Source organism: Streptomyces sp. NPDC034670, from assembly GCF_055574875.1.
This window is the reverse complement of record NZ_JBVITR010000012.1, coordinates 84,374-105,694: the sequence shown is the minus strand read 5'-3', so window position 1 is coordinate 105,694 and position 21,321 is coordinate 84,374. Positions and strand designations below refer to the sequence as shown.

General features: G+C 73.2%; 20 protein-coding genes and 2 pseudogenes. 14 read left to right on the top strand and 8 right to left on the bottom strand.

Annotated elements, in window-relative coordinates; translation table 11 throughout:
- Positions 1-1,490 (bottom strand): trypsin-like serine protease (locus ACZ56B_RS11880; protein WP_468788838.1); only part of this gene is annotated, 1,490 nt, incomplete at its 3' end.
- Positions 1,491-2,552: 1,062 nt separating this feature from the next.
- Between ACZ56B_RS11880 and ACZ56B_RS11875 the strand changes: the two genes are divergently transcribed.
- The 10 genes and pseudogenes from ACZ56B_RS11875 (at position 2,553) to ACZ56B_RS11830 (ending at position 11,107) form a co-directional block, all read left to right on the top strand.
- Positions 2,553-3,374: an ATP-binding cassette domain-containing protein gene (locus ACZ56B_RS11875; RefSeq protein WP_468788836.1), complete on the top strand. Its 822-nt coding sequence runs from the start codon at positions 2,553-2,555 to the stop codon at positions 3,372-3,374.
- A complete protein-coding gene (locus ACZ56B_RS11870) occupies positions 3,371-4,027 on the top strand; it encodes a hypothetical protein (RefSeq protein ID WP_468788834.1) in 657 nt (218 codons plus the stop codon). The genes ACZ56B_RS11875 and ACZ56B_RS11870 overlap by 4 nt, the downstream gene beginning before the upstream one ends.
- Positions 4,028-4,235: 208 nt before the next feature.
- Positions 4,236-4,766: a hypothetical protein gene (locus ACZ56B_RS11865; protein WP_468788832.1), complete on the top strand. Its 531-nt coding sequence runs from the start codon at positions 4,236-4,238 to the stop codon at positions 4,764-4,766.
- A 382-nt stretch (positions 4,767-5,148) separates the two neighbouring features.
- The gene (locus ACZ56B_RS11860; RefSeq protein WP_468788831.1) at positions 5,149-5,676 is read left to right on the top strand and encodes a DUF6506 family protein; all 528 of its coding nucleotides are present in this window, start codon (positions 5,149-5,151) and stop codon (positions 5,674-5,676) included.
- Positions 5,669-6,583, top strand: coding sequence for a S41 family peptidase (locus ACZ56B_RS11855; RefSeq protein ID WP_468788829.1), 915 nt, complete (start codon positions 5,669-5,671; stop codon positions 6,581-6,583). The genes ACZ56B_RS11860 and ACZ56B_RS11855 overlap by 8 nt, the downstream gene beginning before the upstream one ends.
- Positions 6,584-6,718: 135 nt before the next feature.
- A pseudogene (locus ACZ56B_RS11850) lies at positions 6,719-6,961 on the top strand (dihydrofolate reductase family protein); the annotation flags it as partial.
- Between the two features lie 372 nt (positions 6,962-7,333).
- Positions 7,334-7,594, top strand: a pseudogene (locus ACZ56B_RS11845) (dienelactone hydrolase family protein); the annotation flags it as partial.
- Positions 7,595-8,808: 1,214 nt separating this feature from the next.
- On the top strand, positions 8,809-9,213 hold the full coding sequence (locus ACZ56B_RS11840) for a GntR family transcriptional regulator (protein ID WP_468788827.1): 405 nt from the start codon (positions 8,809-8,811) through the stop codon (positions 9,211-9,213).
- On the top strand, positions 9,210-10,106 hold the full coding sequence (locus ACZ56B_RS11835) for an ABC transporter ATP-binding protein (RefSeq protein WP_468788825.1): 897 nt from the start codon (positions 9,210-9,212) through the stop codon (positions 10,104-10,106). The genes ACZ56B_RS11840 and ACZ56B_RS11835 overlap by 4 nt, the downstream gene beginning before the upstream one ends.
- Positions 10,103-11,107 (top strand): transporter, encoded by a 1,005-nt coding sequence (locus ACZ56B_RS11830; protein ID WP_468788823.1) that lies wholly within the window; start codon positions 10,103-10,105, stop codon positions 11,105-11,107. The genes ACZ56B_RS11835 and ACZ56B_RS11830 overlap by 4 nt, the downstream gene beginning before the upstream one ends.
- Before the next feature lie 221 nt (positions 11,108-11,328).
- Here ACZ56B_RS11830 and ACZ56B_RS11825 read toward each other — a convergent pair whose 3' ends face one another.
- Positions 11,329-11,865 carry a hypothetical protein gene (locus ACZ56B_RS11825; RefSeq protein WP_468788923.1) on the bottom strand — a complete coding sequence of 179 codons (537 nt, stop codon included), beginning with the start codon at positions 11,863-11,865 and terminating at the stop codon, positions 11,329-11,331.
- Positions 11,866-12,011: 146 nt separating this feature from the next.
- On the opposite strand from ACZ56B_RS11825, the gene ACZ56B_RS11820 reads away from it, so the two are divergent.
- Both ACZ56B_RS11820 and ACZ56B_RS11815 read left to right on the top strand, forming a co-directional pair.
- Entirely contained in the window at positions 12,012-12,503 is a 492-nt protein-coding gene (locus ACZ56B_RS11820) for a DUF2243 domain-containing protein (RefSeq protein ID WP_468788821.1), read from the top strand.
- Positions 12,500-13,345 carry a cytochrome c oxidase assembly protein gene (locus tag ACZ56B_RS11815; RefSeq protein ID WP_468788819.1) on the top strand — a complete coding sequence of 282 codons (846 nt, stop codon included), beginning with the start codon at positions 12,500-12,502 and terminating at the stop codon, positions 13,343-13,345. The genes ACZ56B_RS11820 and ACZ56B_RS11815 overlap by 4 nt, the downstream gene beginning before the upstream one ends.
- 152 nt (positions 13,346-13,497) lie before the next feature.
- Here the strand turns inward: ACZ56B_RS11815 and ACZ56B_RS11810 are convergent, their stop codons facing one another.
- The 6 genes from ACZ56B_RS11810 to ACZ56B_RS11785 all read right to left on the bottom strand — a co-directional run bounded on the left by ACZ56B_RS11810 (position 13,498) and on the right by ACZ56B_RS11785 (position 19,439).
- Positions 13,498-14,694 (bottom strand): cytochrome P450 family protein, encoded by a 1,197-nt coding sequence (locus ACZ56B_RS11810; protein WP_468788817.1) that lies wholly within the window; start codon positions 14,692-14,694, stop codon positions 13,498-13,500.
- Positions 14,695-14,903: 209 nt separating this feature from the next.
- Positions 14,904-15,518 (bottom strand): hypothetical protein, encoded by a 615-nt coding sequence (locus ACZ56B_RS11805; protein WP_468788815.1) that lies wholly within the window; start codon positions 15,516-15,518, stop codon positions 14,904-14,906.
- A gap of 108 nt (positions 15,519-15,626) precedes the next feature.
- Entirely contained in the window at positions 15,627-16,418 is a 792-nt protein-coding gene (locus tag ACZ56B_RS11800; protein WP_468788813.1) for a class I SAM-dependent methyltransferase, read from the bottom strand.
- 84 nt (positions 16,419-16,502) lie between these two features.
- Entirely contained in the window at positions 16,503-17,573 is a 1,071-nt protein-coding gene (locus ACZ56B_RS11795; RefSeq protein ID WP_468788811.1) for an NAD(P)/FAD-dependent oxidoreductase, read from the bottom strand.
- Positions 17,570-18,103: an isoprenylcysteine carboxyl methyltransferase family protein gene (locus ACZ56B_RS11790; RefSeq protein ID WP_468788809.1), complete on the bottom strand. Its 534-nt coding sequence runs from the start codon at positions 18,101-18,103 to the stop codon at positions 17,570-17,572. Before ACZ56B_RS11790 ends, ACZ56B_RS11795 begins: the two co-directional genes overlap by 4 nt.
- A 214-nt stretch (positions 18,104-18,317) precedes the next feature.
- Complete coding sequence (locus tag ACZ56B_RS11785) at positions 18,318-19,439, bottom strand: type III polyketide synthase (protein ID WP_468788807.1); 1,122 nt, start codon at positions 19,437-19,439, stop codon at positions 18,318-18,320.
- 364 nt (positions 19,440-19,803) lie between these two features.
- Here ACZ56B_RS11785 and ACZ56B_RS11780 point away from each other — a divergent pair, with 364 nt between their 5' ends.
- A complete protein-coding gene (locus ACZ56B_RS11780; RefSeq protein ID WP_468788805.1) occupies positions 19,804-20,346 on the top strand; it encodes a carboxymuconolactone decarboxylase family protein in 543 nt (180 codons plus the stop codon).
- Between the two features lie 36 nt (positions 20,347-20,382).
- Entirely contained in the window at positions 20,383-21,321 is a 939-nt protein-coding gene (locus ACZ56B_RS11775; RefSeq protein ID WP_468788803.1) for an oxidoreductase, read from the top strand.

Here is a 21,321-nt window from a genome sequence, read left to right as displayed (position 1 = left end):
CTGGTGGTGCCGCTGTCCCAGGCGACCTTGGGGGCCTGGAAGCCGTCGCCGGTGCTGGTGAACACCCACAGCTTGGTGTTGGCCCTGCCGTCGGTCACCCCGTAGTCGTACAGGACGCCCACGTCGGTCCTGCCGTCGCCGTTGAAGTCGCCCGAGGTGAGCTTGCTGCGGTTCCAGTTCCAGCTGGTGGTGCCGCTGTCCCAGACGGTCTTGGGGGCCTGGAAGCCGTCGCCGGTGCTGGCGATCACCCAGAGCTTGGTCTGGAACTTGTTGTCGGTCGCCCCGTAGTCGTAGAGGACACCGAGGTCGGTCCTGCCGTCGCCGTTGAAGTCGCCCGAGGTGAACTGGCTGCGGCTCCAGGCCCAGCTGGTGGTGCCGCTGTCCCAGGCGACCTTGGGGGCCTGGAAGCCGTCGCCGGTGCTGGTGAACACCCACAGCTTGGTGTTGGCCCTGCCGTCGGTCGCCCCGTAGTCGTACAGGACGCCCACGTCGGTCCTGCCGTCGCCGTTGAAGTCGCCCGAGGTGAGCTTGCTGCGCTCCCAGGTCCAGCTCTGGTTGCCGCTGTCCCACGCCACGGAAGGCGCGCGGAACGACGTGCCGTCGCTCTTGAAGACCCACAGGCCGCTCTGCGCACGCCCCTGGGCGTTCTTGCCGTAGTCGTACAGGGCCGCGACGTCGGACTTGCCGTCGCCGTCGAAGTCGCCGGACGTGACCTGGGCCTGCTGCGGCAGGGAGCGCACCTGGTGGATCCACGCGGTCAGGTCGTCGACACGGGTGCTGATCGCTCCCGTGCGCTGCTCCGCCTCGTCGACGCCCCAGCACCCGCCCTGCCACGACTTGCTGTTGACGGCGACGAGTTCGGCCCTGCCGTCCTTCTCGCGGAACAGCGGGCCGCCGGCGTCGCCGGGGCAGATGGCGTCGCCGTCCTGTCCGGTGATGGCCAGCTGACCGGCGTCGAGGGAGTCGACGGTGAAGGCACCGGTGTGCAGGGCGAGCGGCGCCCACTCCGTCCTGGTCCGTCCGAAACCGGCGGCCTGGACCGTGTCACCGGCAGCGGGCGGCCGGGTGGCCAGAGCGATCGGGGTGACGTTCGTGGCGGGCTTCGCGAGGCGTGCCATGACCAGGTCGCGCCCCGGGGCGGGGACGAGTTCGGTGACCGTGGTGACGAGCCCGGTGGTCGACGTGAGGTCGCTGCGGCCGACGGTGACCGTGACGGTCTTGGCCGGCTTGCCGGCGGGAGGCGCCACGCCCTCCGCGGGGTTGTCCACGAAGCACGAGCCGGCGGAGATGACCCACTGGGGGTCGACGAGGGCGCCCGAGCAGGCGCGGTCGTCGTTGCCGATGATCAGACGGGCGGTGTACGCGTGGGCCTGGTCCGTCACCGGGGCGCCGGTGACCGCCTGGACCGGAGTGGCGGTGAAGGCACCGACGGCGGCCGTGGCAGCCAGCAGTGCTGTGCTCCGCGCGAGGCGGAGACGTCTGGTGGGCACGTTGTCGCAACTTTCCGTGAGAGGGGACAGGGCACTGTGGGGGGTGTGGCGTGGCGTGTGCGAAACGGACCAGCCCGGGACGCGGAGTCCGAAGGGCATCGCGGGCTCACCTTCCGGACCCGACCCGCCGTAACCGGTGGAGTCGTCGGCCCGCGACCGTCGCCGGGCTCGGGGAAGGCGCCCGTCTCCTCAACCACCCCGGCTGCGCCCGGGTGACCGAAGTCTTCGGCGGTGTGGGGAATCCCGTCGCCGGCCGTGGTCGCGGATGCCGCTGCGCTGCCGTTGGCGGCGCGGTCCACGCCGAGCGTCGTCGTGGACGCGGTGAAAGGCTGCAACCGAAATGCCCGGCGGTGCCCCGCATGTACGGGTCATCGCCATGGTGAGCCTTTCGGGACAGGGAAGAACATGAAGGCGTGGTAATCCTGAAAAGAAGCCCGCAATGAAGGTCGCGCCAAGAAGTGCGCAGCGCAATTCATCCTACACAGTTCACTCGGATTCCACTTGCAGGTAGTTCACTTCGGGGTCGGTCGCCGCAGCCGGATGAGCGGCTCACACACTTACAAATTCCGCAGACGGAAATGAATCGGGCGTAGCGCTCGGGACTGACGCTCGTCAATCCCTGGATCGCGCATGCGGAACCCGGTGTGCGGCCGGGCGGTTCCAGCAGTGTGGCGAGTCCGCAGGAACCCCTCCTGAATTCACAGGGGACGGACCGGGTGTCTCCTGGAATCCACGTGCCCATCCGGCTGGGATTCTCCTCGTCGAAGAGGGGGCGCCGAGTGGGAGGGTGCGCACCCCACCGGACCGTCGGGTCGGGAACACTTGGACATCGAGCCTTTTCCCTCGGCCGTACGTTCGTGCCGTGCTTCTTGCGTGTGCCCGAGCACGAGGGCCCGCCGGTCCGCGCTCAGGCGCCGCCCTCGGGCTGTCGGCTCGACCGTCGGGCTGGAAGGGACCGTCAGGCTGGAGGGGCCAGCGCGTGGGCCACAGTGGGGAGTCGAGTTGTTGCGTTGTGAGGCGGTCGGCAAACGGTACGGCAGGGGACGGTGGATCCTCCGCGACGTGGACATGGAGGTCTCGGCCGGTGACGTCCTCGCGGTGGTGGGCGGCAACGGTTCAGGGAAGTCGACCCTGCTGAGGATCCTCGCCGGACTGTCCCGGCCCACCTCCGGAAGCGTGTCGGGCCGACCACCGCACATCGGTTACGTACCGGACCGCTTCACCGCCCACGACCGCATCTCGGCGATCGCTTACCTCACCCACATGGGGCGCATCCGCGGCCTGTCGGCCTCCGCCGCCCGTGCCCGAGGCGGTCACCTGCTGGAGCGGCTGTCCCTGGTGGGCAGGCGGGACGCGCCGCTGCGCACGCTGTCGAAGGGCAACGCGCAGAAGGTGGCACTCGCCCAGGCCCTGCTCGTCCGGCCCGACCTGCTGGTCCTCGACGAACCCTGGTCGGGTCTGGACGCCTCGGCCCACGGGGTCCTCGCCGGGATCATCGACGAAACGGCCGCACAGGGCGGGGCGGTGGTCTTCACCGACCACCGCGAGGCGATCACCGGGACGCACGCCGACGGCGTCCACGTCATCAGCGAAGGCCGGGTCACCTTGCGCGGCGGCCGGCGCGCCGGGGGCCGGGCCCCGGTGGTCGAGTTGATCCTGACGGTGCCGCCCGCCGGCGTCGAGCCGGCCGAGGTGAACTGGTCCGCGCTGCCGGGCGTGGTGGACTCCGCCCGGCGCGGCGGGAAGGTCGTCCTGCGGGTGGCGCGGGAGCACTCGGACGCCGTGTTGCTGACGGCGTTGCAGCACCGGTGGTCGGTGGCGGGCCTCAGCGGGGCCGTGGGCGGACGCGATGCCCGGTTCGACGCGAGGAGGACCGCCCTGTGATCGCCCTGGTCCGCTACATGTCCACGGTGCTGGTGCTCTCCCAGCGCTACCTCGCGCCGCTGCTGCTGTTCCTCGGTCTGGTGGCCGTGCTGACCAGCAGCGACGCCGGCCCGCTCACCGCGACCTACGCCTCGGTGGCCGGGGCCATGCTGCTGTGCTCGACTTGGCTGACCATGGCACTGATCGGTCTCGAGGACCAGCTGCACCGCTCGATCGTCGCCGTCAGCGCTGGCAGTCGGCTGCGCGTCCTGCTCGCGGCGGTCGGGACGGCCGCCGTGTGGTGCCTGCTGCTGGCGGCTGCCGGTCTGGTGCTGCCGCTGATGCTCGGAACCCACACACCCGGCCCCGCGGACCTGGCGCTGGGGATCGAGGCCCAGCTCACCTGTGCCTTCACCGGCATCGCCATCGGACTGGTCTGCTCACGGCTGGTGTTCCGACGGCAGGGCCACGCGCTCGTCCTCGCCCTGGTGCTCCTGCTGGCCGCGCTGCTGGGCAGAGGCGTTTCCCCGGTCAACATCATGCTCACCCACCTGCAGGACGCCTCGGACCCGGCGGATGCCCTGGTGCCCACGGGGGGCCTGCTCGCCGTCGCCGCGGGTTTCCTGGCGGTCGCCGTGGCGATCACACAGGCGATCACCCGTGGAAAGGCGTGAACTGCGCGACGGTGTGCCGGACCGGCGCAGGCCGCGCGGTGCCGTCCAGCGGTGAGCCGACGGCAGTCGAGGGGGCCGATGGCGACGACGGCGGTGAGGACGGCGGTGAGGACGGGGATCCACCGCCGCGGGCGCTCGTCGCGGTCACCCGCGGCCGCCGTGCCCCGGGATACACTGCTCCGCTCCGCCCTGACTGGAGGTCACCCGAGTGTTCCCCGCACGGGTAGTCGCCGGTGCTCCGCTGGCTCTGGTGATGCTCGCCCTGTCCGGCTGCTCCTCCCTCCTCTGGAACTGCACCGACACGACTGCGGAACGCGGTGAGGCCGGTGTCAGGGTGCAGGTCGAGGACACGTCCGGGCGGCCTCTCGGCGTCACCGCCGAGGTCCTCGACTGGCGCCTCGAGCCCCACCCGCAGGTGCCCTCCGAAGGCGACCAGGTCCACTTCCACTACCGCTTCGACGGTGCCGACGAGAGGTCCGGCCCCGCGGTGGACGCCTGCGCGGTCGACGAGGAGCGCGTGGCGTTGGGGTGCCTGACGGTCCATTCGTCCATGGCGCTCGGACCGGACGGTGACCTCGAGGGCGACGACTGGCTCGCCGTCGAGCACCCCGAGCGGGTCGCCGGAGTGCTGTTGATCCCCAATGACCAGTCCTACGACGGACGGACCTGCGAGCAGGACATGAAGGACGGTGGCGGGCCGCACCCTCCGGAACCAGCCGGCACGGGGGACCAGCTGTAGGCCGTCGTCCGGCCCTGATGGTGTGACGGGCAGTGATGTGATGTCCGTGAGTGCCCCCCGCCGTTCGACCTGCCGTGTGACTGCGGGCTTCCGCCTGCTCCAGGCAGGGAGCCGCCGAACGGGGCGGTCGACGAGTCATTTCGCCGTGGTCGTCGAAATCGAAGTTCCGGGTGGGGCCCAGTTTGGGTACCGGATGGTGAACGCGCCGTCAGGGAGTTGTGCGCCGGTCGCCATGATGCGTGCATTCCAGACGACGCTCAGCTCCAATGGGCCCGAGCACCGGTCGATTCCCCTGCACCGTGATGGTACACAGGAGTAATCGGCCGATTACTTCGAACGCATCGGGGTCGTGTCACGGTCGTTTCGCGCCCACGCTTCGTCCATGCGGTCCGCCGAGGCACTGGTCGACGACGGGGCGCAGCTCATCGAACTGTGCGGAGCCTTCGGCCCGGTATGGGCGGCGAAGGTCATCGAGGCCGTAGGTGACCGGGTCCCGGTGGGAGCGGTCGCCTACGGCGCGGAATCCGTCCCCCCGCCTGGCCGTGCTGCTGGCCTCCGCGGAGTCCTGAACCGGGAGCGCGTCCGTTTCGCGGGGCACCGGCGCCCTCCCACGGATCGGCGCATCCCGGCAGGTGGGCCTCCGGCAGGATCGGGCCCACCCCGGGATGCAGTCGCCGGCCGTTGGTTCATTGCTCGCGGCCGTAAAGTGCTTGTTTCCGAACCGAAGGCGCCGTGGTGGAATGATCGTCAGGCGTTGGAGCAAGTGATGGATCGGCTGGTTCGGCTGACTGGGGGCGCATGGTGTGGGGCGTTTGCTGCGTTTGAGAATTGCTGGGTTGGTATGTGTTCTCGCTACCGGGACCGGGTGCTCGGGAGGGAAAGCGCCGACTCCCGGGGCGGAAATGTCTGAGGAGGCCCGGTCCTACCTGTCCACCGCGTTGACCGTCATGGAGGACAACGCGCTTCGCCGCGACGATGTCGACTGGGCCGAGGTACGGCGGACAGCCTTCACCGAAGCCGGCGGCGCGCGGCGCCCCGGCGATACCTATCGGGCCATCGAGGCGGCCCTGGACGAATTAGGGGACGGACACAGCGGCTTCTACGATCCGAAGGGGGCGAAAGAGCTGCACGGGGACGAGCAGATCCGCAACCCCGTGGAAGGGCGGGCGTTGGCCGGCCGCGTGGGGTATCTGTCGCTCCCCGGCGTCCAGGGATCCGAGAAGGTCTACCAACAGTATGTACGGGAGGGGCGAAATGCCGTGGCGAAGGCTGATCGTCCGAACGCCTGCGGCTGGGTGATCGACCTCCGCCGCAACCGCGGTGGCAACATGTGGCCGATGCTTGCCGTCGTGGGACCGATCCTCGGTGACGGCGACGTCGGGTCGTTCGTCGATGCGGACGGCGAGAAGACGGTGTGGTCCATTGAGAAGGGCAGCCCTCGTCTGAACGGCGAATCCACCGGATGGGGAACGAGTCCTCCCGTAGGCGGCGGATCAGCCCCTGTCGCGGTGCTCACCAGCCGTTCCACCGCCAGTTCCGGGGAGGCGGTGGCCGTGGCCTTCCGTGGGCGCCCCGATACGCGCTCCTTCGGCGAGGACACCACAGGCGTCCCCACCGGCAACGCACAACATCGACTGTCCGACGGGGCGATCCTCAACCTGACGGAGGTGCTGGACGCCGACCGCACGGGACGCACCTACGACAGCCCCATTCCGCCCGACCAGCCAGTCGTCGACAACCTCGGTCGCGGGGGAAGCAAGGATCCCGTCCTGGACGCGGCAACGCAATGGTTGTCCGAGCAGCCAGGATGCGCGTAGACGGTCTGGGTGATCGGCTGGCCGCCGCCGCTTTCCTCGGTCAGCCGGGGTGGCCCCGTTCCGGGCCGGACGCCTGGTCACAAGGGTGAGGGCCGCCCAGGTGAGCAACGTCTCGGAGCGCTGGATGAGCCGTTCGAGGAGATCGAGCGGTTGCGAGCCGGGCCGGGAGAGGGCGACATCGCGATCGGTGGCGCGACTCCCGCCGCCGAGGCGGCCGCGTCGGGGCTGATCGACGAGTACCGGGCCGGGGTCCACCCGGTGCTGGTCGGCGGCGGCACTCCGTTCTTCCCCCGGCACGAGCGCCGGGTGGGTCTCGAACTGGTCGAGACCCGCACCTTCGGCTCGGGAGCCGGCTCCCTCCGCCACCGCGTGGCGCGTCAGCCGACTGGTCCGCACGTGCTGCCGGCGCTGTACAAGGCCGCCGCCGGTGGCCTGCCCACCCCGGCGGGCAAGGGGTGCACCGGCGCCGGGGATCGGCCTCCGTGTCCCTGTTCGCCGCTCCGAGGGCCGCTCGGAGAAGGCTCTCGACATCGACACCCGCATGACGAACGCCCTGATCAGACACGTCCGATCCCTCGGCGAACGCACCGCCGCCGAACTCAGGGAACGCTGGCGCACTGTGAAGCGCATCAGCCTCAGCCCCACGCGGACCGGTGATACCGCCCGTGCTGCCTTGGTCCTCGCAAGGTCACCGACAGGCCCGCTTCCTCGGGGACCGGCGACAGTCGGTCGGAGCCTGTGAACAAACCCCGTCTGCGCCCGGTGTGGGCCGGGGTCGGGTCGGAAGACCCGATCATGCCGCCCGCGCAACGGGACGCATTCACTGCCGAGATGCAGGCTGCGGGCGTTGACTGGCGCCTCGTGGTCTACGGCGGCGCCCTGCACGCCTTCCATCACCCACCGGTCGACCACGTCGTGCTTCCTGGGGTCGGTTTTCACCCTCAGCACGCGCAGCGAGCTTGGCGGGACGTCGTCGACCTGCTCGCCGAGTGCCTGCCCAGGACGGAGTGATCTGGTCGGCAACCACGATCCCGGACCGCGAACCAAGCCGGTCGACCGGGGCTTTTCGGCAACCCGTGAGCGTGCGTGCCGGACGCCGCTGCGCGGATGGGGGTTCGTTCCCAGGCTCTCGGGCGGTCACACCGGGCCGTGACGCCTGTTCAGGATCAGAGGTCACGGCCCATGTCTCCGTGAGCGCGCGTCCGCGTGCCGCGGAACAAGTCCGGCGCCCGGCCCACGGCCACGTACCAGGGCGTGCTGATCCCGACCAACCGCTGCGCGACCTCACTCGGGCTCGCTCGGGGTCCAGCATGACGACCACCCGGCGGGGAGGGCTTCGATCTCGTCGGGTGACAGCTCGATCGAATACGCGAGCCCACCAGTACCGAGACCGGTGTCGCACGCGGGCCAGGACGGACTGCCTCGGTGCCGCCGGAGTGGTGCGCGAGGGGACTTCGCCCGTGCCTCGGCTCCACGGCCGGGGCCGGTGCCCGGGCCGGGTGGCTGCGCGGGTGGCCGGTCCTGGTGTGCATTGCCCACGGATCCGGGCTATAGTCGATCTTGAAGGCGCGCTCCGCACCGACGGAGACGCTCCTGTGCGTTGGTCGTCTAAGGAAAGACGCCCCGCTTCCTGCGGGGAAATGCAGGTGCAAGGCCTGCCCGGCGCTCCACGAGAAGCCCCGTCCCCGCTGCAGTGGGGACGGGGCTTCTTCCCTGTGCGCACGCCGGAGCCGCGAGCACGGCCTTCCCGTGCGGCCGGGCGCGGGCGGCCCGTCACCCGTCACCGCCGGGTGGCGAGCTCCTGGGCCGGACGTCTTCCTCGGCCTCGGCCGGCCTCGTCGGCCAGCAGCTTCGCGGCCACCGCCGCGCCGCCGGTACTGCGCTGCCGGCACTGCGCCGACGTCCTCCGCCGCGAGCCCGACGCGGTCCCGGGACCGGGCGATGGCCGAGGACCGAGGGGCCGGCCCGCGACGTCCCCGTACCGACGCGGCGCGACGCCGCCGCCCGGTCCGCGCCCGGCTCGGGAGCCGTACGCATCCCGTGGCGGGCGACTCACCGCCTGACCGGCCCCGTCGCGCGGCGGGTCGCGGACTTCACCCGGGGGCCCGCCGCGCGCTCACGGCCCCGCGCGGCCGGCTCCCCTCGGTGCCGGACGGACGGCGCCCGCAGTGCACGACGTGCCGAACGGTCGACGTATAGCTCTATAGTGCTAGCCAACTAGATAAATGGAGGAACCGGTGATTGAGTTCCACCTGAACAGCCGGTCCGGCCTGTCCCCGTACCAGCAGTTGGTCCAGCAGGTTCGGCACGCACTGCGCCTGGGTCTGCTGAAGGAGGGGGACCGGCTGCCGACGGTCAAGGACGTGGCGAAGCAGACGGCGGTCAACCCGAACACGGTGCTCAAGGCATACCGCGAGCTGGAGCACGACGGCCTGGTGGCCGCCCGCCCCGGCGTCGGGACGTTCGTGACCCGGACGCTGGCCGACGGCACGCTCGCCGCGCAGGGACCGCTCCGCAAGGAGCTGCAGCGCTGGCTGACCAAGGCCCGCCTGGCCGGGCTCGACGACGAGAGCATCGAGGCGCTGTTCGTGAACACGTTCCGCAACGCCGCCGGAGAGGACGTGGCGTGAGCACTGTCCTGCGGGCCCGGGGCCTGGGCAAGAAGTACAAGCAGCGCTGGGCGCTGCAGAACTGCGACCTGGACGTCCCCGCGGGCCGGGTGGTGGGCCTGGTCGGCCCCAACGGCGCCGGCAAGTCGACCTTGTTGAACCTGGCCTCCGGCATGCTGACCCCGACGGCCGGCACCATCGAGGTGTGCGGCGGCCGTCCTGCTGCGGACGTGGAACAGCTGGCCAAGGTCGGCTTCGTCGCCCAGGACACCCCGATCTACGCCGCGCTGAGCGTCGCCGACCACCTCGACCTCGGCAAGCGCCTCAACCCGAACTGGGACGACGCCGTGGCGCGCGACCGGATCCGTCGCCTCGGGCTGGACCCCGGGCAGCGGGCCGGCAAGCTGTCCGGCGGCCAGCGCGCGCAGCTCGCCCTCACCCTGGGCATCGCCAAGCGCCCGGAGCTGCTGATCCTGGACGAGCCGGTCGCGGCCCTGGACCCGCTCGCCCGGCGGGAGTTCATGCAGGACCTGATGGAGGCCGTCGCCGAGCACGAACTGAGCGTCGTGCTCTCCTCCCACCTGGTCTCCGACGTGGAGCGGACCTGCGACTATGTCATCGTGCTGGTCGACTCCCGGGTGCAGGTGGCCGGCGACATCGACGACCTGGTCGCCTGCCACCACCGGCTGACCGGACCGCGCCGGGACCCGGACACGCTCCCGGCCGGCCAGCACGTCGTCACCGCCAGCCACACCGACCGACAGACCACCCTCCTGGTGCGCACCGACACCGCGGTCCACGACCCGTCCTGGACCGTCGGCCCGCTCGGTCTGGAAGACATCGTCCTGGCCTACATGACCCGGCCCGCCGATGCGGTACGTGACACCCGGCCCGCACTGGAGGTCCTCCGATGATCTGGCTGACCTGGCGCCAGTTCCGTACCCAGGCCGCCGTGGTGTTCGCCGCGGTGGCCGTCCTCGCCGTCATCCTCGCGGTCACCGGTCCTCGGCTGGCCGACCTCCACCGGACGGCCGGCAGCGGCCTGGTGGACCGGGTCTCCGGTGCGGAGCAGACCCTCTACTACACCGGACTGCTGGTCGTGCTCGCCGTGCCGGCGGTCATCGGGATGTTCTGGGGCGCGCCGCTGATCTCCCGCGAACTGGAGGCCGGCACCCACTACCTCGCGTGGAACCAGGGCGTCACCCGCACGCGCTGGCTGGCGGCCAAGCTGGGCCTCGGCGCGGCGGCCTCCATGACCGCTGCCGGGCTGACCAGCCTCGCGGTGAGCTGGTGGAGCAGCCCCATCGACCGGGCCGTCGACGGCGGTGGCGCGACGGACACGTACTTCCCGCGGATCGACCCCATGGCCTTCGCCGCGCGGGGTGTCGTCCCCCTGGCCCACGCCGCCTTCGCCTTCGTCCTGGGCGTCGCCCTCGGCCTCGTCATCCGCCGCACCCTGCCCGCGATGGCCACCACGCTCGCCGTCTACGTCGCCGTCCAGATCGCGGTGCCGCTGTGGGTCCGGCCCCACCTGGCTGCCCCGGACCGGACCACCGTGCCGATCGCGGCCGGTACCCCCCTCGGCATCCACGAGGAGGGCAGAGAACTCGTCGTGCCACTCGACGAGCCCGGTGCCTGGCTCACCTCCCAGCAGACGCTGAACGCCGCCGGTCAGCCCGCCCCCGCGCCGTCGTCCTTCGCCGACTGCCTGCACACCGAGCCGGGCCTGCCCTCCATGGAACAGGTCGACCGCTGCGTCGCCGACCTCGGCGAACTCGGCTACCAGCAGCAGGTGACGTACCAGCCCGCCGGCAACTTCTGGGCCCTTCAGTGGGCCGAGACCGGGATCCACCTCGGCCTCGCCCTGGCCCTGACCGGGTTCTGCGCCTGGTGGATCCGCCGCCGAGTGACCTGACGGACACCAGTCCCACGACGGGAGCACACCCGCGAGGGTCAGCCGGGACCCGGCTGACCCTCGCGGCGTCGACAGGGTTCTCTCACCCTTCGAGGTCGATCCACCGACGACGCCTCGGACCCGTGCTCCCCGCATCGCGCACGGGCGCCGCGCGAACCGGCCGGGGCCCGGGCCGGGCAGTCGGTGGAAGGGCGGGAGGACCGCGCGGGCGCGGAGCCGGTCTACCGGCCGTGGGCGTCCCCGCGGGGGAGGGGGCCGACGCCGGTGCGGCGGCCGGGGCGGAGGGCGGCGTGGCGCTGTCCGGGGCCGGGGCCGACGCTCCGTGCGGCGAGGGCATCGGCGACGGCGCCGGTGGCGAAGGCGTAGACGGCCTTGTGCAGGACGTCGACGACGAGTTCCCCGCGGGGCCAGGTGGGCGGCGGGGCGCCGACGCCGGTGGCGTTCTCGAGGATCTGGTCGTTGGTGAGGCGCACGACGGTGAACTTCGCCGAGGCGACCGGTCCGCGCAGTCCCACCTGGGCCATGACCGAGCGCAGCACGCCGAGGAGGGCGGCCTGGCCGAAGTGCATGGCCCAGTTCACCGGCAGGGGCTGCTTCCCGGGGTGCTCGGGCAGGCCGGTCAGGCGCTGGAGGACCCGGGCCGGCACGTGGGAGTCGGGCCGTCCGGTGACGGCCTGTTCGAGCTTCTCGCCGAGGGTCATCACGACGCCTCCGGCGGTGCCGGCGATCAGTCCCTGCCACAACGCGCGCTTGAACATGCCGCTGCGGGTACCCACCGGTCGGCACCTTGCCCCGGGCCGCCGGACCGGCTCACCCGGATGCCGCGCCCGCCGGGCACGCGGCCGGTGCGAGGGGGGGTAGACGTACGGGGCAGCACACGCGTCCGTGCCAGGAAGGCAGGCTCATGAGCACACCGGCCCACCCGCCCGCGCCCCCCGGAGCGCGGCCCGAGCCGCGCAGGTCGATGGTGGTGTGCGCGGTGATCGGGGCCGCGGTGATGGCCGCGGTCGACGAGATCGTCTTCCACCAGATCCTCGGCTGGCACCACTTCTACGACCGCTCCACCACCCGCGTGGGGCTGCTGTCGGACGGACTGCTGCACACCGCCGAGCTGCTGGCGCTGGTCGCCGGGTTCTTCCTCTTCGCCGACCTGCGGCGCCGCCGCGCCCTGGCCCCGGCCCACGCCCTGGCCGGGTTCTTCCTGGGCCTGGGGACCTTCCAGCTCTTCGACGGGATCGTGGACCACAAGCTGCTGCGCCTGCACCAGATCCGCTACGGCGTGGACGTCACTCCCTACGACTGGGCGTGGAACCTCGGCGGCCTGCTCCTGCTGCTGATCGGCGTCGGCCTGGCCGTCCGTGCGGCCCGTCGCGGCCGGACCGGGACGGCACCGTGATCCTCGCGCACGTGCACCCCGGCACGGCCGTGGACCCCGGCCCGGCCGGGCTGGTCGCCGCGGCGGCCCCACTGCTGGCGGCCGTCGTCTACGCGTCGGCCGCGGCCCGCCTGCGGCGCCGCGGGGACTCCTGGCCCCGGTGGCGCGACGCGTCGTTCACCACCGGCGGCGCGGCCCTGGCCTGGGCGGCGGCGGGTCCACTGCCGGGCGGTCCCTTCACCGCCCACATGGTGCAGCACCTGGTCGTCGGCATGACGGCCCCGCTGCTGCTCGTCCTCGCCCGCCCGCTGACCCTGCTCCTGCGCGCCCTGGCCCCCGGAACCGCGCGCCGGGGGCTGCTGACCCTGGCCCACTCCCGCGGGGTGGCCTGGCTCGTCTTCCCGCCCCTGGCGGCCCTGCTCGACGTCGGAGGGCTGTGGCTGCTGTACCGCACCGGGCTGTTCGCCGCCCTGCACCACGAGCCGTGGCTGCACGCCCTGGTCCACACCCACGTCCTGGCCGCCGGGCTGCTGTTCACCTTCGCCGTCTGCCAGCTCGACCCGGTGCGCCGCCGCTGGAGCCCGGCGGTGCGCGGGGCGACCCTGCTGGCCGCCGGCGCCGCGCACGCCGTGCTCGCCAAGAGCCTGTACGCGGCCGAACCGCCCGGCACCGCCTTCCGCACCGCCGACCTGCACACCGGCGCCCAGGTCATGTACTACGGGGGCGATCTGGTCGAAGCCGCGCTGGCCGTCGTCCTGGCCGGCTCCTGGTACGCGGCTGCCGGCCGTGCCCGGACGCGGCGGCACCGGGCGGGCCCGCACGTGCGGCGGCACGCCGTGACCGGGGCGCGGGCCGGGTCCTGACGCCCTCCGCACCGGTCCGGGGAGCCCGGTGGACCCGTGCGGTCGGAACGCCGGGCGGTTCCGTTCGGATCCCAGCCGTACGGACGAGGCGTTCGGCAAGGGCCCCTCAGGGCGCCTTGCCGGGCCGGGGAGGAACCGGGTCCGCCGCCGGCCTACCGGGTGAAGCGCACGGGCAGACCGAGCGGACCGTGGATCATCATCCCGGGCCGCCAGGTGATCGCCGCCGGATGAATGTCCAGGGTCAGGTCGGCACAGCGGTCCAGCAGGGCCTTGAAGGCGATGCGCGCCTCCAGGCGGGCCAGTGGCGCACCCAGGCAGTGATGGATGCCGTGACCGAACGCGAGGTGGCCGCGGGCGTCGCGGGTGATGTCGAAGTCGTCGGGTGCGGGGAAACGCGCGGGGTCGCGGTTGGCGTCGCCCAGGGCGACGAGGACGAGTTCGCCTCCTCCCGGGATGACCGTGCCGTCGATGTCCACGGGTTCGGTGGTGAAGCGGAACGTGGGGGTCTCCAGGGGTCCCTCGTAGCGCAGCATCTCCTCGACCGCGTTGTCCAGGAGGGAGGGGTCCGCTCGCAGGGCGGCCAGTTGTTCCGGGTGGGTCAGCAGGGCGAGGGCGCCGTTGGAGATGAGGTTCACGGTGGTCTCGTGACCGGCCACGAGCAACAGCCAGGCCATGCCCAGGAGTTCCTCGCGGGACAATCGGTCGCCGTCCTGGTCCGAGCCGTGGATCAGCGCGCTCATGAGGTCGTCGCCGGGCCGCTGACGCTTGCCCTCCACCAGCGTCTCCATGGAGCGCGCCATCGAGGCCGCCGCGGCCTTGCGGACCTCGGGGTCGGCGGCCCCGAGGGCCTCGTTCGACCAGGTCCTGAAGGACTCCCGGTCCAGGTCCGGTACGCCGAGGAGTTCGCAGATCACGGAGATCGGCAGCGGGAAGGACAGCGCCTCGACGAGGTCGGCGCGCCCGTCGGGGGCGGCGAGCATCCTGTCCAGCAGTGCGTCGGTGGTCTTCCGGATGCGTGGGGCGAGTTCCTCCACCCGGCGCGTGGTGAACTCCCGGGCGACCAGTTCGCGCAGCCGTGTGTGGTCCGGCGGGTCGGCCCTCAGCATGTGCGGGCCGGAGGAGATGGCACCCAGCGGCAGGTCGGGAGAGGCCCTGCTCCAGTCCTTCGAGAGCCTGGGGTCCGCGAGGGCGGCACGCCCGGCCTCGTATCCGACGACGAGCCAGGCTTCCGCGCCCCCTTCCGGCATCCGGATGCGGTGGACCGGCCCCCGGGCCCGTAACCGGGCGTACACGGGGTAGGGGTCGCGGGTGAACGACTCGCCGAGCGCGGCGAGGTCGACGATGTCCATGGAGTGGTCACCTCGTTGACGGGAGTGGGTGTCCGGGCGGGGAGAGCATCACGTTCGGCGCGGCCTGCCGGGGCTCGGCCCGTCGGGACCCGTGGGGTCCGGTCCAGGGCCGGCCGAGGCAGCGCCGGGCGTCGCGGACGACGCGGGGCGGGGCGGTCTGCGTCCGTCCCGCGGGCCACCGGTTCGCTCGCCGGGGGCGGTGTGCGCCGTCACCGGGCGAGGTTCGCCTCGAGAACAGCGGTCCCGGGATCAGCGGTCCCGGGATCAGCGGTCGGCGTGCCCGCGGGGCGGCGGACCTTCAGGTCGAAGGCGAAGGCGGGGTCGCACACCAGGTCGACCCGCTGTCCCAGAGCGCTCACGGCGACGGCCGCCGACACAGGCGTCCTCCATCCCTTCGACACGACCTGGCCGAACGGCTCGTCGTGCACCTCGTGAACCCGCTCGCGCGGGCCGGCGAGGGCGTAGGTGCCGTTGATGCCCACCGTCCGCGCGGACCCCGCTTCCTCCGGCCGCGGTCGGACGACCAGTCGGCGGGAGATCGTGCCGTTGTCGAACAGGCCGCCGTCCGTCTCCCCGCCGCGCACGTACTCGGCCTCCGCCGTCCGCACGGACACCTGCACGTGGGTGCCGAAAGCGGAGTTCTCGTAGAGCTCGACGTCCACGCGCAGCTCGCCCTCCTCTCCGGCGCAGGCGAGGACGTGCCCCTTCTCCACGGTCCGGGTGTACGGACCCGCGGCGTCGGGCGTGGACGCCGCGGCGGGCGTCGCCGCGAGCAGCGCCGCGGCCAGGGCGCCGGCCAGGGCCGGACGGACGTGAGCGATCATGGTCCCCCCCGGGACGAGTCGAGTCGTACGAGAACTATGCCGGGAAGAGGCGCCCACCGCGATCAGTAATGCGCGCTCTGCCGCCGGAACCGGGCGGTAGGCGGACGGTCATGAACAGACCTGGGCCGCGGCGGCCGCACCGTCGCCGGGCGCCTGGGGGGTGCCGCGGTGGGCGCGGGCCACCAGGTAGCCGGGGGGATGGAACCCGCAGCGCAGGCGCACCGGTGCGCCGCAGTCGGCGGCCAGGGCGCGCAGCGCGGACGGGTGGTAGGCCTTGCGCAGGCTGATCGCACCGTCGTGCGCGGCCGCGGTCCCGCCGAGGAGGAACAGCAGCGGGACGACGGCCAGGTACGCCGGGTGCCGCCAGGCGTCGATGACGAGCAGACGGTGCGCGGCCCGGGTGCCCTCGCGGAACACCCCGCGCACCTGCGCCGGCTGCAGGTGGTGCAGGGACATGGTGAAGACGGCCAGGTCCCAGGTGCGGTCGGGGGCGTCGATGGCGGTGGCGTCGATGACGCGCGCGGTGACCCGCGGGTGGCCGCCCAGGGGGCCCGCGCGGAACGCCCGGACGGAGTCGGGGCTGATGTCGCTGACGGTGACGCGTGCGGTGGGGTGGTCGCGCAGGAGCCGTTCGGCGAGGTGGCCCCGGCCCGCCCCGAGTTCGAGGATGCGGGGTTCACGCCGCCGGCCGACCTCGGCCAGGGCCAGTCGGCTGAAGGTGCGGTAGGCCAGTGAGGCGCGCTGGAACCGGTCCAGCTCGCGCAGCCCCCTGCGCGCCCTCTCGGCCAGCCGGGGATCGGGGTGGTCGACGAAGTCGATCCACTCGGCCCGGTCGGTCTCGTACAGGCGGTCCCACCAGGGGGCTCCCGGGCCGCCCCGTGGGAACTTCCCGTCGTGCACGGTGCTCCACCTCCCGCGGTGGTGTGTGCGGATGCCGTCGTGGTGTGCGGACGCCGTCGTGGTGCGGGTGCGCGGCGTGGGGGTTCAGGGGGCGGCGAGCTGACGGACCGCGGCGCGGAAGACCGCAGGCGCGGCCCGGCACCCGGGCACCAGCAGCGAGCGGGCGCCGGGGTGGGCGGTGGCGAGGACCAGGGCGCGGGTCAGCCACCGGTAGCGGCGTGTCAGGCGCCGCCAGGCGTGGCCGTAGCGGGCGGGGGAGCCGGCGACCAGGGCGTCGACCGCGGCTTCCGCCTGGGCCAGCGCCAGGCTGATGCCCTCGCCGGTGAGCGCGTCCTCGTACCCGGCCGCGTCCCCGGCGAGCAGGACGCGGCCCACGACGCGGCGCGCCGGGTACTGCCGCATCGGGCCGGCGCCGCGCACGCCGGACGCCGGATCGGCGTGCGCGAGCCGGCGGCGCAGGTGGGGGAAGGTCTCCAGCAGCGCGGCGTAGGCGTGGTGCGCCGCCGTGTCCGGCGACGTGGCGGCGGGGCGGTACAGGACGGCGACACCCACCTGGTCCGCGGCCACGGGGGTGACGTAGGCCTCGGCGTGCGGGCCCCAGACCACCTGCACGCTCCGGCTCCAGGGCTCGGTGCGCCAGTGCCGGCGCAGTCCGAAGCGGCGCGGGAACCCGCGCCGGACGGGCACACCGAGGTGGCGGCGCAGCGGGGAGTGCAGGCCGTCGGCGGCGATGAGCCAGCGCGCCCGCACCCCTGCGGCGGTCACCCCGGTGGCGTCCTGCGCCACCTCCGTCACGCGGACGTCGAGCCGGTGAGCGCCGGCGGCGTGCGCGGCGGCGGACAGCGCGGCCTGGAGCGCGGTGCGGCGCACGCCCATCCCGGGCCCGGCCGGGAACGGCGCGTGGGCCCGGCGGCCGGACGGGTCGAGGTAGTCGATGCCGACCAGGGGCACCCCCGCCGGCCGCACCCCGAGGGCGTGGAGCCGTCGCACCCCGCCGGGCATCAGGCCTTCGCCGCACGCCTTGTCCACCGGGTCGGGCCGCTTCTCGCAGACCGTCACGGACATGCCCGCCCGCGCGGCGTGGAGCGCGGCGGCCAGTCCGGCCGGACCCGCGCCCACGACGAGCAGATCGGTGTCGTACACGGCGCCGCTCACCCGGCGAGTCCGAGCGCCGCGTTCTCCACCCGCAGGCGCACGGTGAGGACCGCGGCGTTGGCGGCGGTGAACAGCAGCGCGGTCAGCCACGCACCGTGCACCAGCGGCAGCGCGACCCCCTCCGCCGCGACGACCAGGTAGTTCGGATGCCGCAGCCACCGGTACGGGCCGCGCCGCACCAGCGGCAGACCCGGGACGACGATGACCCGGGTGTTCCAGCGCGGACCCAGCGAGCGTACGCACCACCACCGCAGCCCCTGCAGCAGCACCACGGCGCACAGCGCACTCCAGCCCACCGCGGGGACGAACGCCCGTCCGGCGACGGCGACCTCCACGAGAACACCGGCCAGCAGGGCCGTGTGGAGGGCCACCACGACCGGGTAGTGGCCGCGTCCGTGTTCCACACCGCCGCGCGCCCGGGCCCACCGGGAATGCCGCGCGGAGACCACCAGCTCCGCCAGCCGCTCGGCGGCGACCGCCGCCACCAGCACGACCAGCCACGCGGGCAGCTCCGCGACGCCGTGCCGCATCACCCGCCTCCCGCCGCTGTGCGCCGGGCCGGACGCGATCCGCGCGCACCGGCCGGTGGCGCGGGGCGGCGCGCGCGGTGCCCGGCGGGCGCGGGGACCGGCCAGTTCGGCCGCGCTTTCCCGGAAAGGGACATGTACCGGCTCCTCGAGGTGGTTCGCGGCGGGCGGAGGGGCGGCCGCCGCGGTCGGGCGGGGACGTTCCGGGTCGTCCGGGTCACCAGCGCAGCAGGACCAGTTCGCTGGCGAAGCCCGGCCCCATCGCTGTGAGCAGCCCGGCGGAGCCGGGGGCGGGAGGGGCCTCCAGCGTCGCCCGCAGCACGTCCAGGACGGACACCGACGACAGGTTGCCCCGCGTGGCCAGGGAATGACGGGTGTGGGCGAGGGCCTGCTCGGGCAGGTCGAAGGCGCGCTGCACCGCGTCGATGACCTTGGGCCCGCCCGGATGGCAGACCCACGCGGCGACGTCACCGACCGTCAGACCGTGGTCGGCCAGGAAGGCGGTCACGTCCTTGGGCAGTTCCCGCTCCGCCACCGAGGGCACCTCCGGGGACAGGACGATGCCGAAACCGTGCGCGCCGATCCGCCAGCCCATCACGTCGGTGGTGTCCGGGTAGAGCCGGCTGCGGGTGGCCACGACCTCGGGACCGCGCACGTCACGGGCGCGGTTCTCCCCCACGGCGACGAGCGCCGCGGCACCGTCCCCGAACAGGCTGGTGGCCACCAGGCCGGCCGTGGACCGGTCGCGGCCCTGCACCGTCAGCGAGCACAGTTCGACCCCCAGCAGCACCCCGACCTGGTCGGGAAACGCCCGCAGGTAGTCGTGCAGCCGTGCGATGCCCGCGGCCCCGGCGGCGCACCCGAGACCGAACAGCGGGACGCGCTTGACGTCCTGGCGCAGCCCGATCCGTGGCGCCAGGCGGGCCTCCAGCGAGGGCACCGCCAGGCCGGTCACCGTCGTGCTGATCACCACGTCCACCTCGTCCGGCGCCACCCCGGCCGCGCTCAACGCCTCGTTCACCGCCTGCTCGCCCAGGTCCAGGGCCGTGCGCAGCCAGGCACGGTTGGCACCGGTGAACCCGCCCAGGGCCGCGTACTCCTCGAGCGGCAGCGCCAGGTTCCGCGTGACCACCCCGGCGTTCGCCGCGAACCTCCTCAGCGCGCGGTGGGCGCTCGCGGGCCCGGGGAACAGGTCCGCGTGCGCCGCCGTGATGTCCTCCTGCCGGTACCGGTGCGGCGGCACGGCCACCCGGACCGCCGCCACCCGCGGCCCGGCCCCGCCCGGCCCCCACCGCGGGGGCGGGTGCTCCGCAAAGGCCGGTGGACGGCTGTGGGTCATGCCTCTCGCCTTCCGTCCGAGCGTGCCGCTGCCGCCCGGCGCCCGGGATCCGGACGAAGCCCAGGGCCGGACGAACAGGATGCGCCGCCCTGGAGGCAGGCGTCGAAGGCCGGAGCACGTAACCGGCAGTGAAATATCCAGTACGAATGGTAATCACATGTGGGGTGCGCGCACCCGAAGGCGGGGCCCGGGGAGTGTCCGGGCGGAGCGTACGCGTGATGTCGCCCCGGTCGACGACGGTGGCCGGGCGGGTCGAGGGGGCCGGCTCCGCGCGGAGCGGTGTGCGCATCCTCGAAGTTGGCCGCCCGGAGTGCGGGTGCCCAGGATGAGGCACCGGACAGTCCACGTCAGCGAGGGACGGGATATGGCACACATCGAGATCACCCATGGTCTTCCTGGCATCAGCGGGCTCATGGCCCAGTACCCCGACACGGGCGGCGCGCTCTCCCGGCTGGCCGAGACGCTGCTGCGCAGCGGCGAGTCCCCGATCAGCCGCGGTGAACGCGAACTGATCGCCGCATACGTGTCGGAACTCAACCGGACGCGGTTCTGCTCCGACTCCCACAGCGCCTTCGCCGCGGCACAGCTGGAGGGTGGGGCCGAGCTGGTCAAGGCGGTCCTCGCCGATCCCGACGCCGCCCCCGTCACGCCGTTGCTCAGGGGACTGCTGCGCATCGCCGCCGAGGTGCAGGCACAGACACAGCCGGTCTCCGACCGGGCCGTCGCCGCCGCCCGTGCCGAAGGCGCCACCGATGCGCACATCCACGACACGGTGCTGATCGCGGCGGCCTTCTGCATGTTCAACCGGTACGTCCAGGGGCTCGCCACCGCGCTGCCCTCCGACCCGGGTTACTACAGCTCCTCCGCCGAGCGCATCGTCAGGCACGGCTACTGCTCCGCGCGCTGACACGGCGTTCGTTCCGTTTTCCCGGAGGAGGACGATGTGGACCGCTCTGTAACAGACATCCCCCACCAGCGGGGCAGGATCGCTCTGATCACCGGCGGTTCCACGGGGATCGGCCTGGAGACGGCCCGGGTGCTCGCGGCCCGCGGCGCCCGGACCGTTCTCGCCTGCCGGGACGTCGAGCGGGGCCGTGCGGCGGCGGCCGGCCTGGACGGGGACGCGGACGTCGTACGGCTCGACCTGGCCTCGCTGGGCTCCGTACGGCAGGCCGCGGCCGAGGTGCGCGGCCGGTACGGGCGGCTCGACCTGCTCGTGAACAACGCCGGGGTGATGTTCCCCCCGCACCACTGCACCGAAGACGGCTTCGAGATCCACTTCGGCGTCAACCACCTGGGGCACTTCGCGTTGACGCTCCTGCTGCTGGACCTGATGCGGCAGGTGCCCGGCTCACGGGTCGTGACCGTCAGCAGCCTGGCGCACCGGGCGGCCCTGGGCGGTCTGGACGCCGACGCGGCCCGCTCCGCCGACGGGCGGCGGTCCGTGGCCGCCTACGGGCGCTCCAAACTGGCGAACCTGATGTTCTCCCGCGAACTGCAGCGCAGGCTGGCCGACGAGGGCGCTCGGACCGTCGCGGTGGCGGCCCACCCCGGCCTGTCGGCAACCGGCCTGTGGCACGGCGACGCACCGGCGACGCTGCGCCCGGTGAGCCGGGTCGCGCTGAGGTTCCTCGCCCGGCCGCAGGCGCGGGCGGCGGAGCCGGTGGTGCAGGCCGCCACCGGCCACCGGGTCCCCGCGGGCGCGTATCTGGGACCGGGGAGGCTCTTGGAGACCCGGGGCGTCCCGGCGCCGGCACGGTCGAGCCGGATCTCGCGGGACGAGCGGGCGGGGCGGCGGCTGTGGGAGCTGTCGGAGGAACTGACCGGAACGAGGTACGGGCGCCGGCCCGCTCCCCGTTTCGTGACCGGCACGCCGTCCTGA

Excerpts from the sequence above, each read along its gene's own strand:
- ACZ56B_RS11810 (WP_468788817.1), bottom strand. The coding sequence starts at position 14,694 with ATGGACATCGTCGACCTCGCCGCGCTCGGCGAGTCGTTCACCCGCGAC.
- ACZ56B_RS11785 (WP_468788807.1), bottom strand. The coding sequence starts at position 19,439 with ATGACCCACAGCCGTCCACCGGCCTTTGCGGAGCACCCGCCCCCGCGG.
- ACZ56B_RS11780 (WP_468788805.1), top strand. The coding sequence starts at position 19,804 with ATGGCACACATCGAGATCACCCATGGTCTTCCTGGCATCAGCGGGCTC.
- ACZ56B_RS11840 (WP_468788827.1), top strand. The coding sequence starts at position 8,809 with ATGGAGGAACCGGTGATTGAGTTCCACCTGAACAGCCGGTCCGGCCTG.
- ACZ56B_RS11820 (WP_468788821.1), top strand. The coding sequence starts at position 12,012 with ATGAGCACACCGGCCCACCCGCCCGCGCCCCCCGGAGCGCGGCCCGAG.
- ACZ56B_RS11860 (WP_468788831.1), top strand. The coding sequence starts at position 5,149 with ATGCGGTCCGCCGAGGCACTGGTCGACGACGGGGCGCAGCTCATCGAA.
- ACZ56B_RS11790 (WP_468788809.1), bottom strand. The coding sequence starts at position 18,103 with ATGCGGCACGGCGTCGCGGAGCTGCCCGCGTGGCTGGTCGTGCTGGTG.
- ACZ56B_RS11825 (WP_468788923.1), bottom strand. The coding sequence starts at position 11,865 with ATGTTCAAGCGCGCGTTGTGGCAGGGACTGATCGCCGGCACCGCCGGA.
- ACZ56B_RS11855 (WP_468788829.1), top strand. The coding sequence starts at position 5,669 with ATGTCTGAGGAGGCCCGGTCCTACCTGTCCACCGCGTTGACCGTCATG.
- ACZ56B_RS11805 (WP_468788815.1), bottom strand. The coding sequence starts at position 15,518 with ATGATCGCTCACGTCCGTCCGGCCCTGGCCGGCGCCCTGGCCGCGGCG.
- ACZ56B_RS11830 (WP_468788823.1), top strand. The coding sequence starts at position 10,103 with ATGATCTGGCTGACCTGGCGCCAGTTCCGTACCCAGGCCGCCGTGGTG.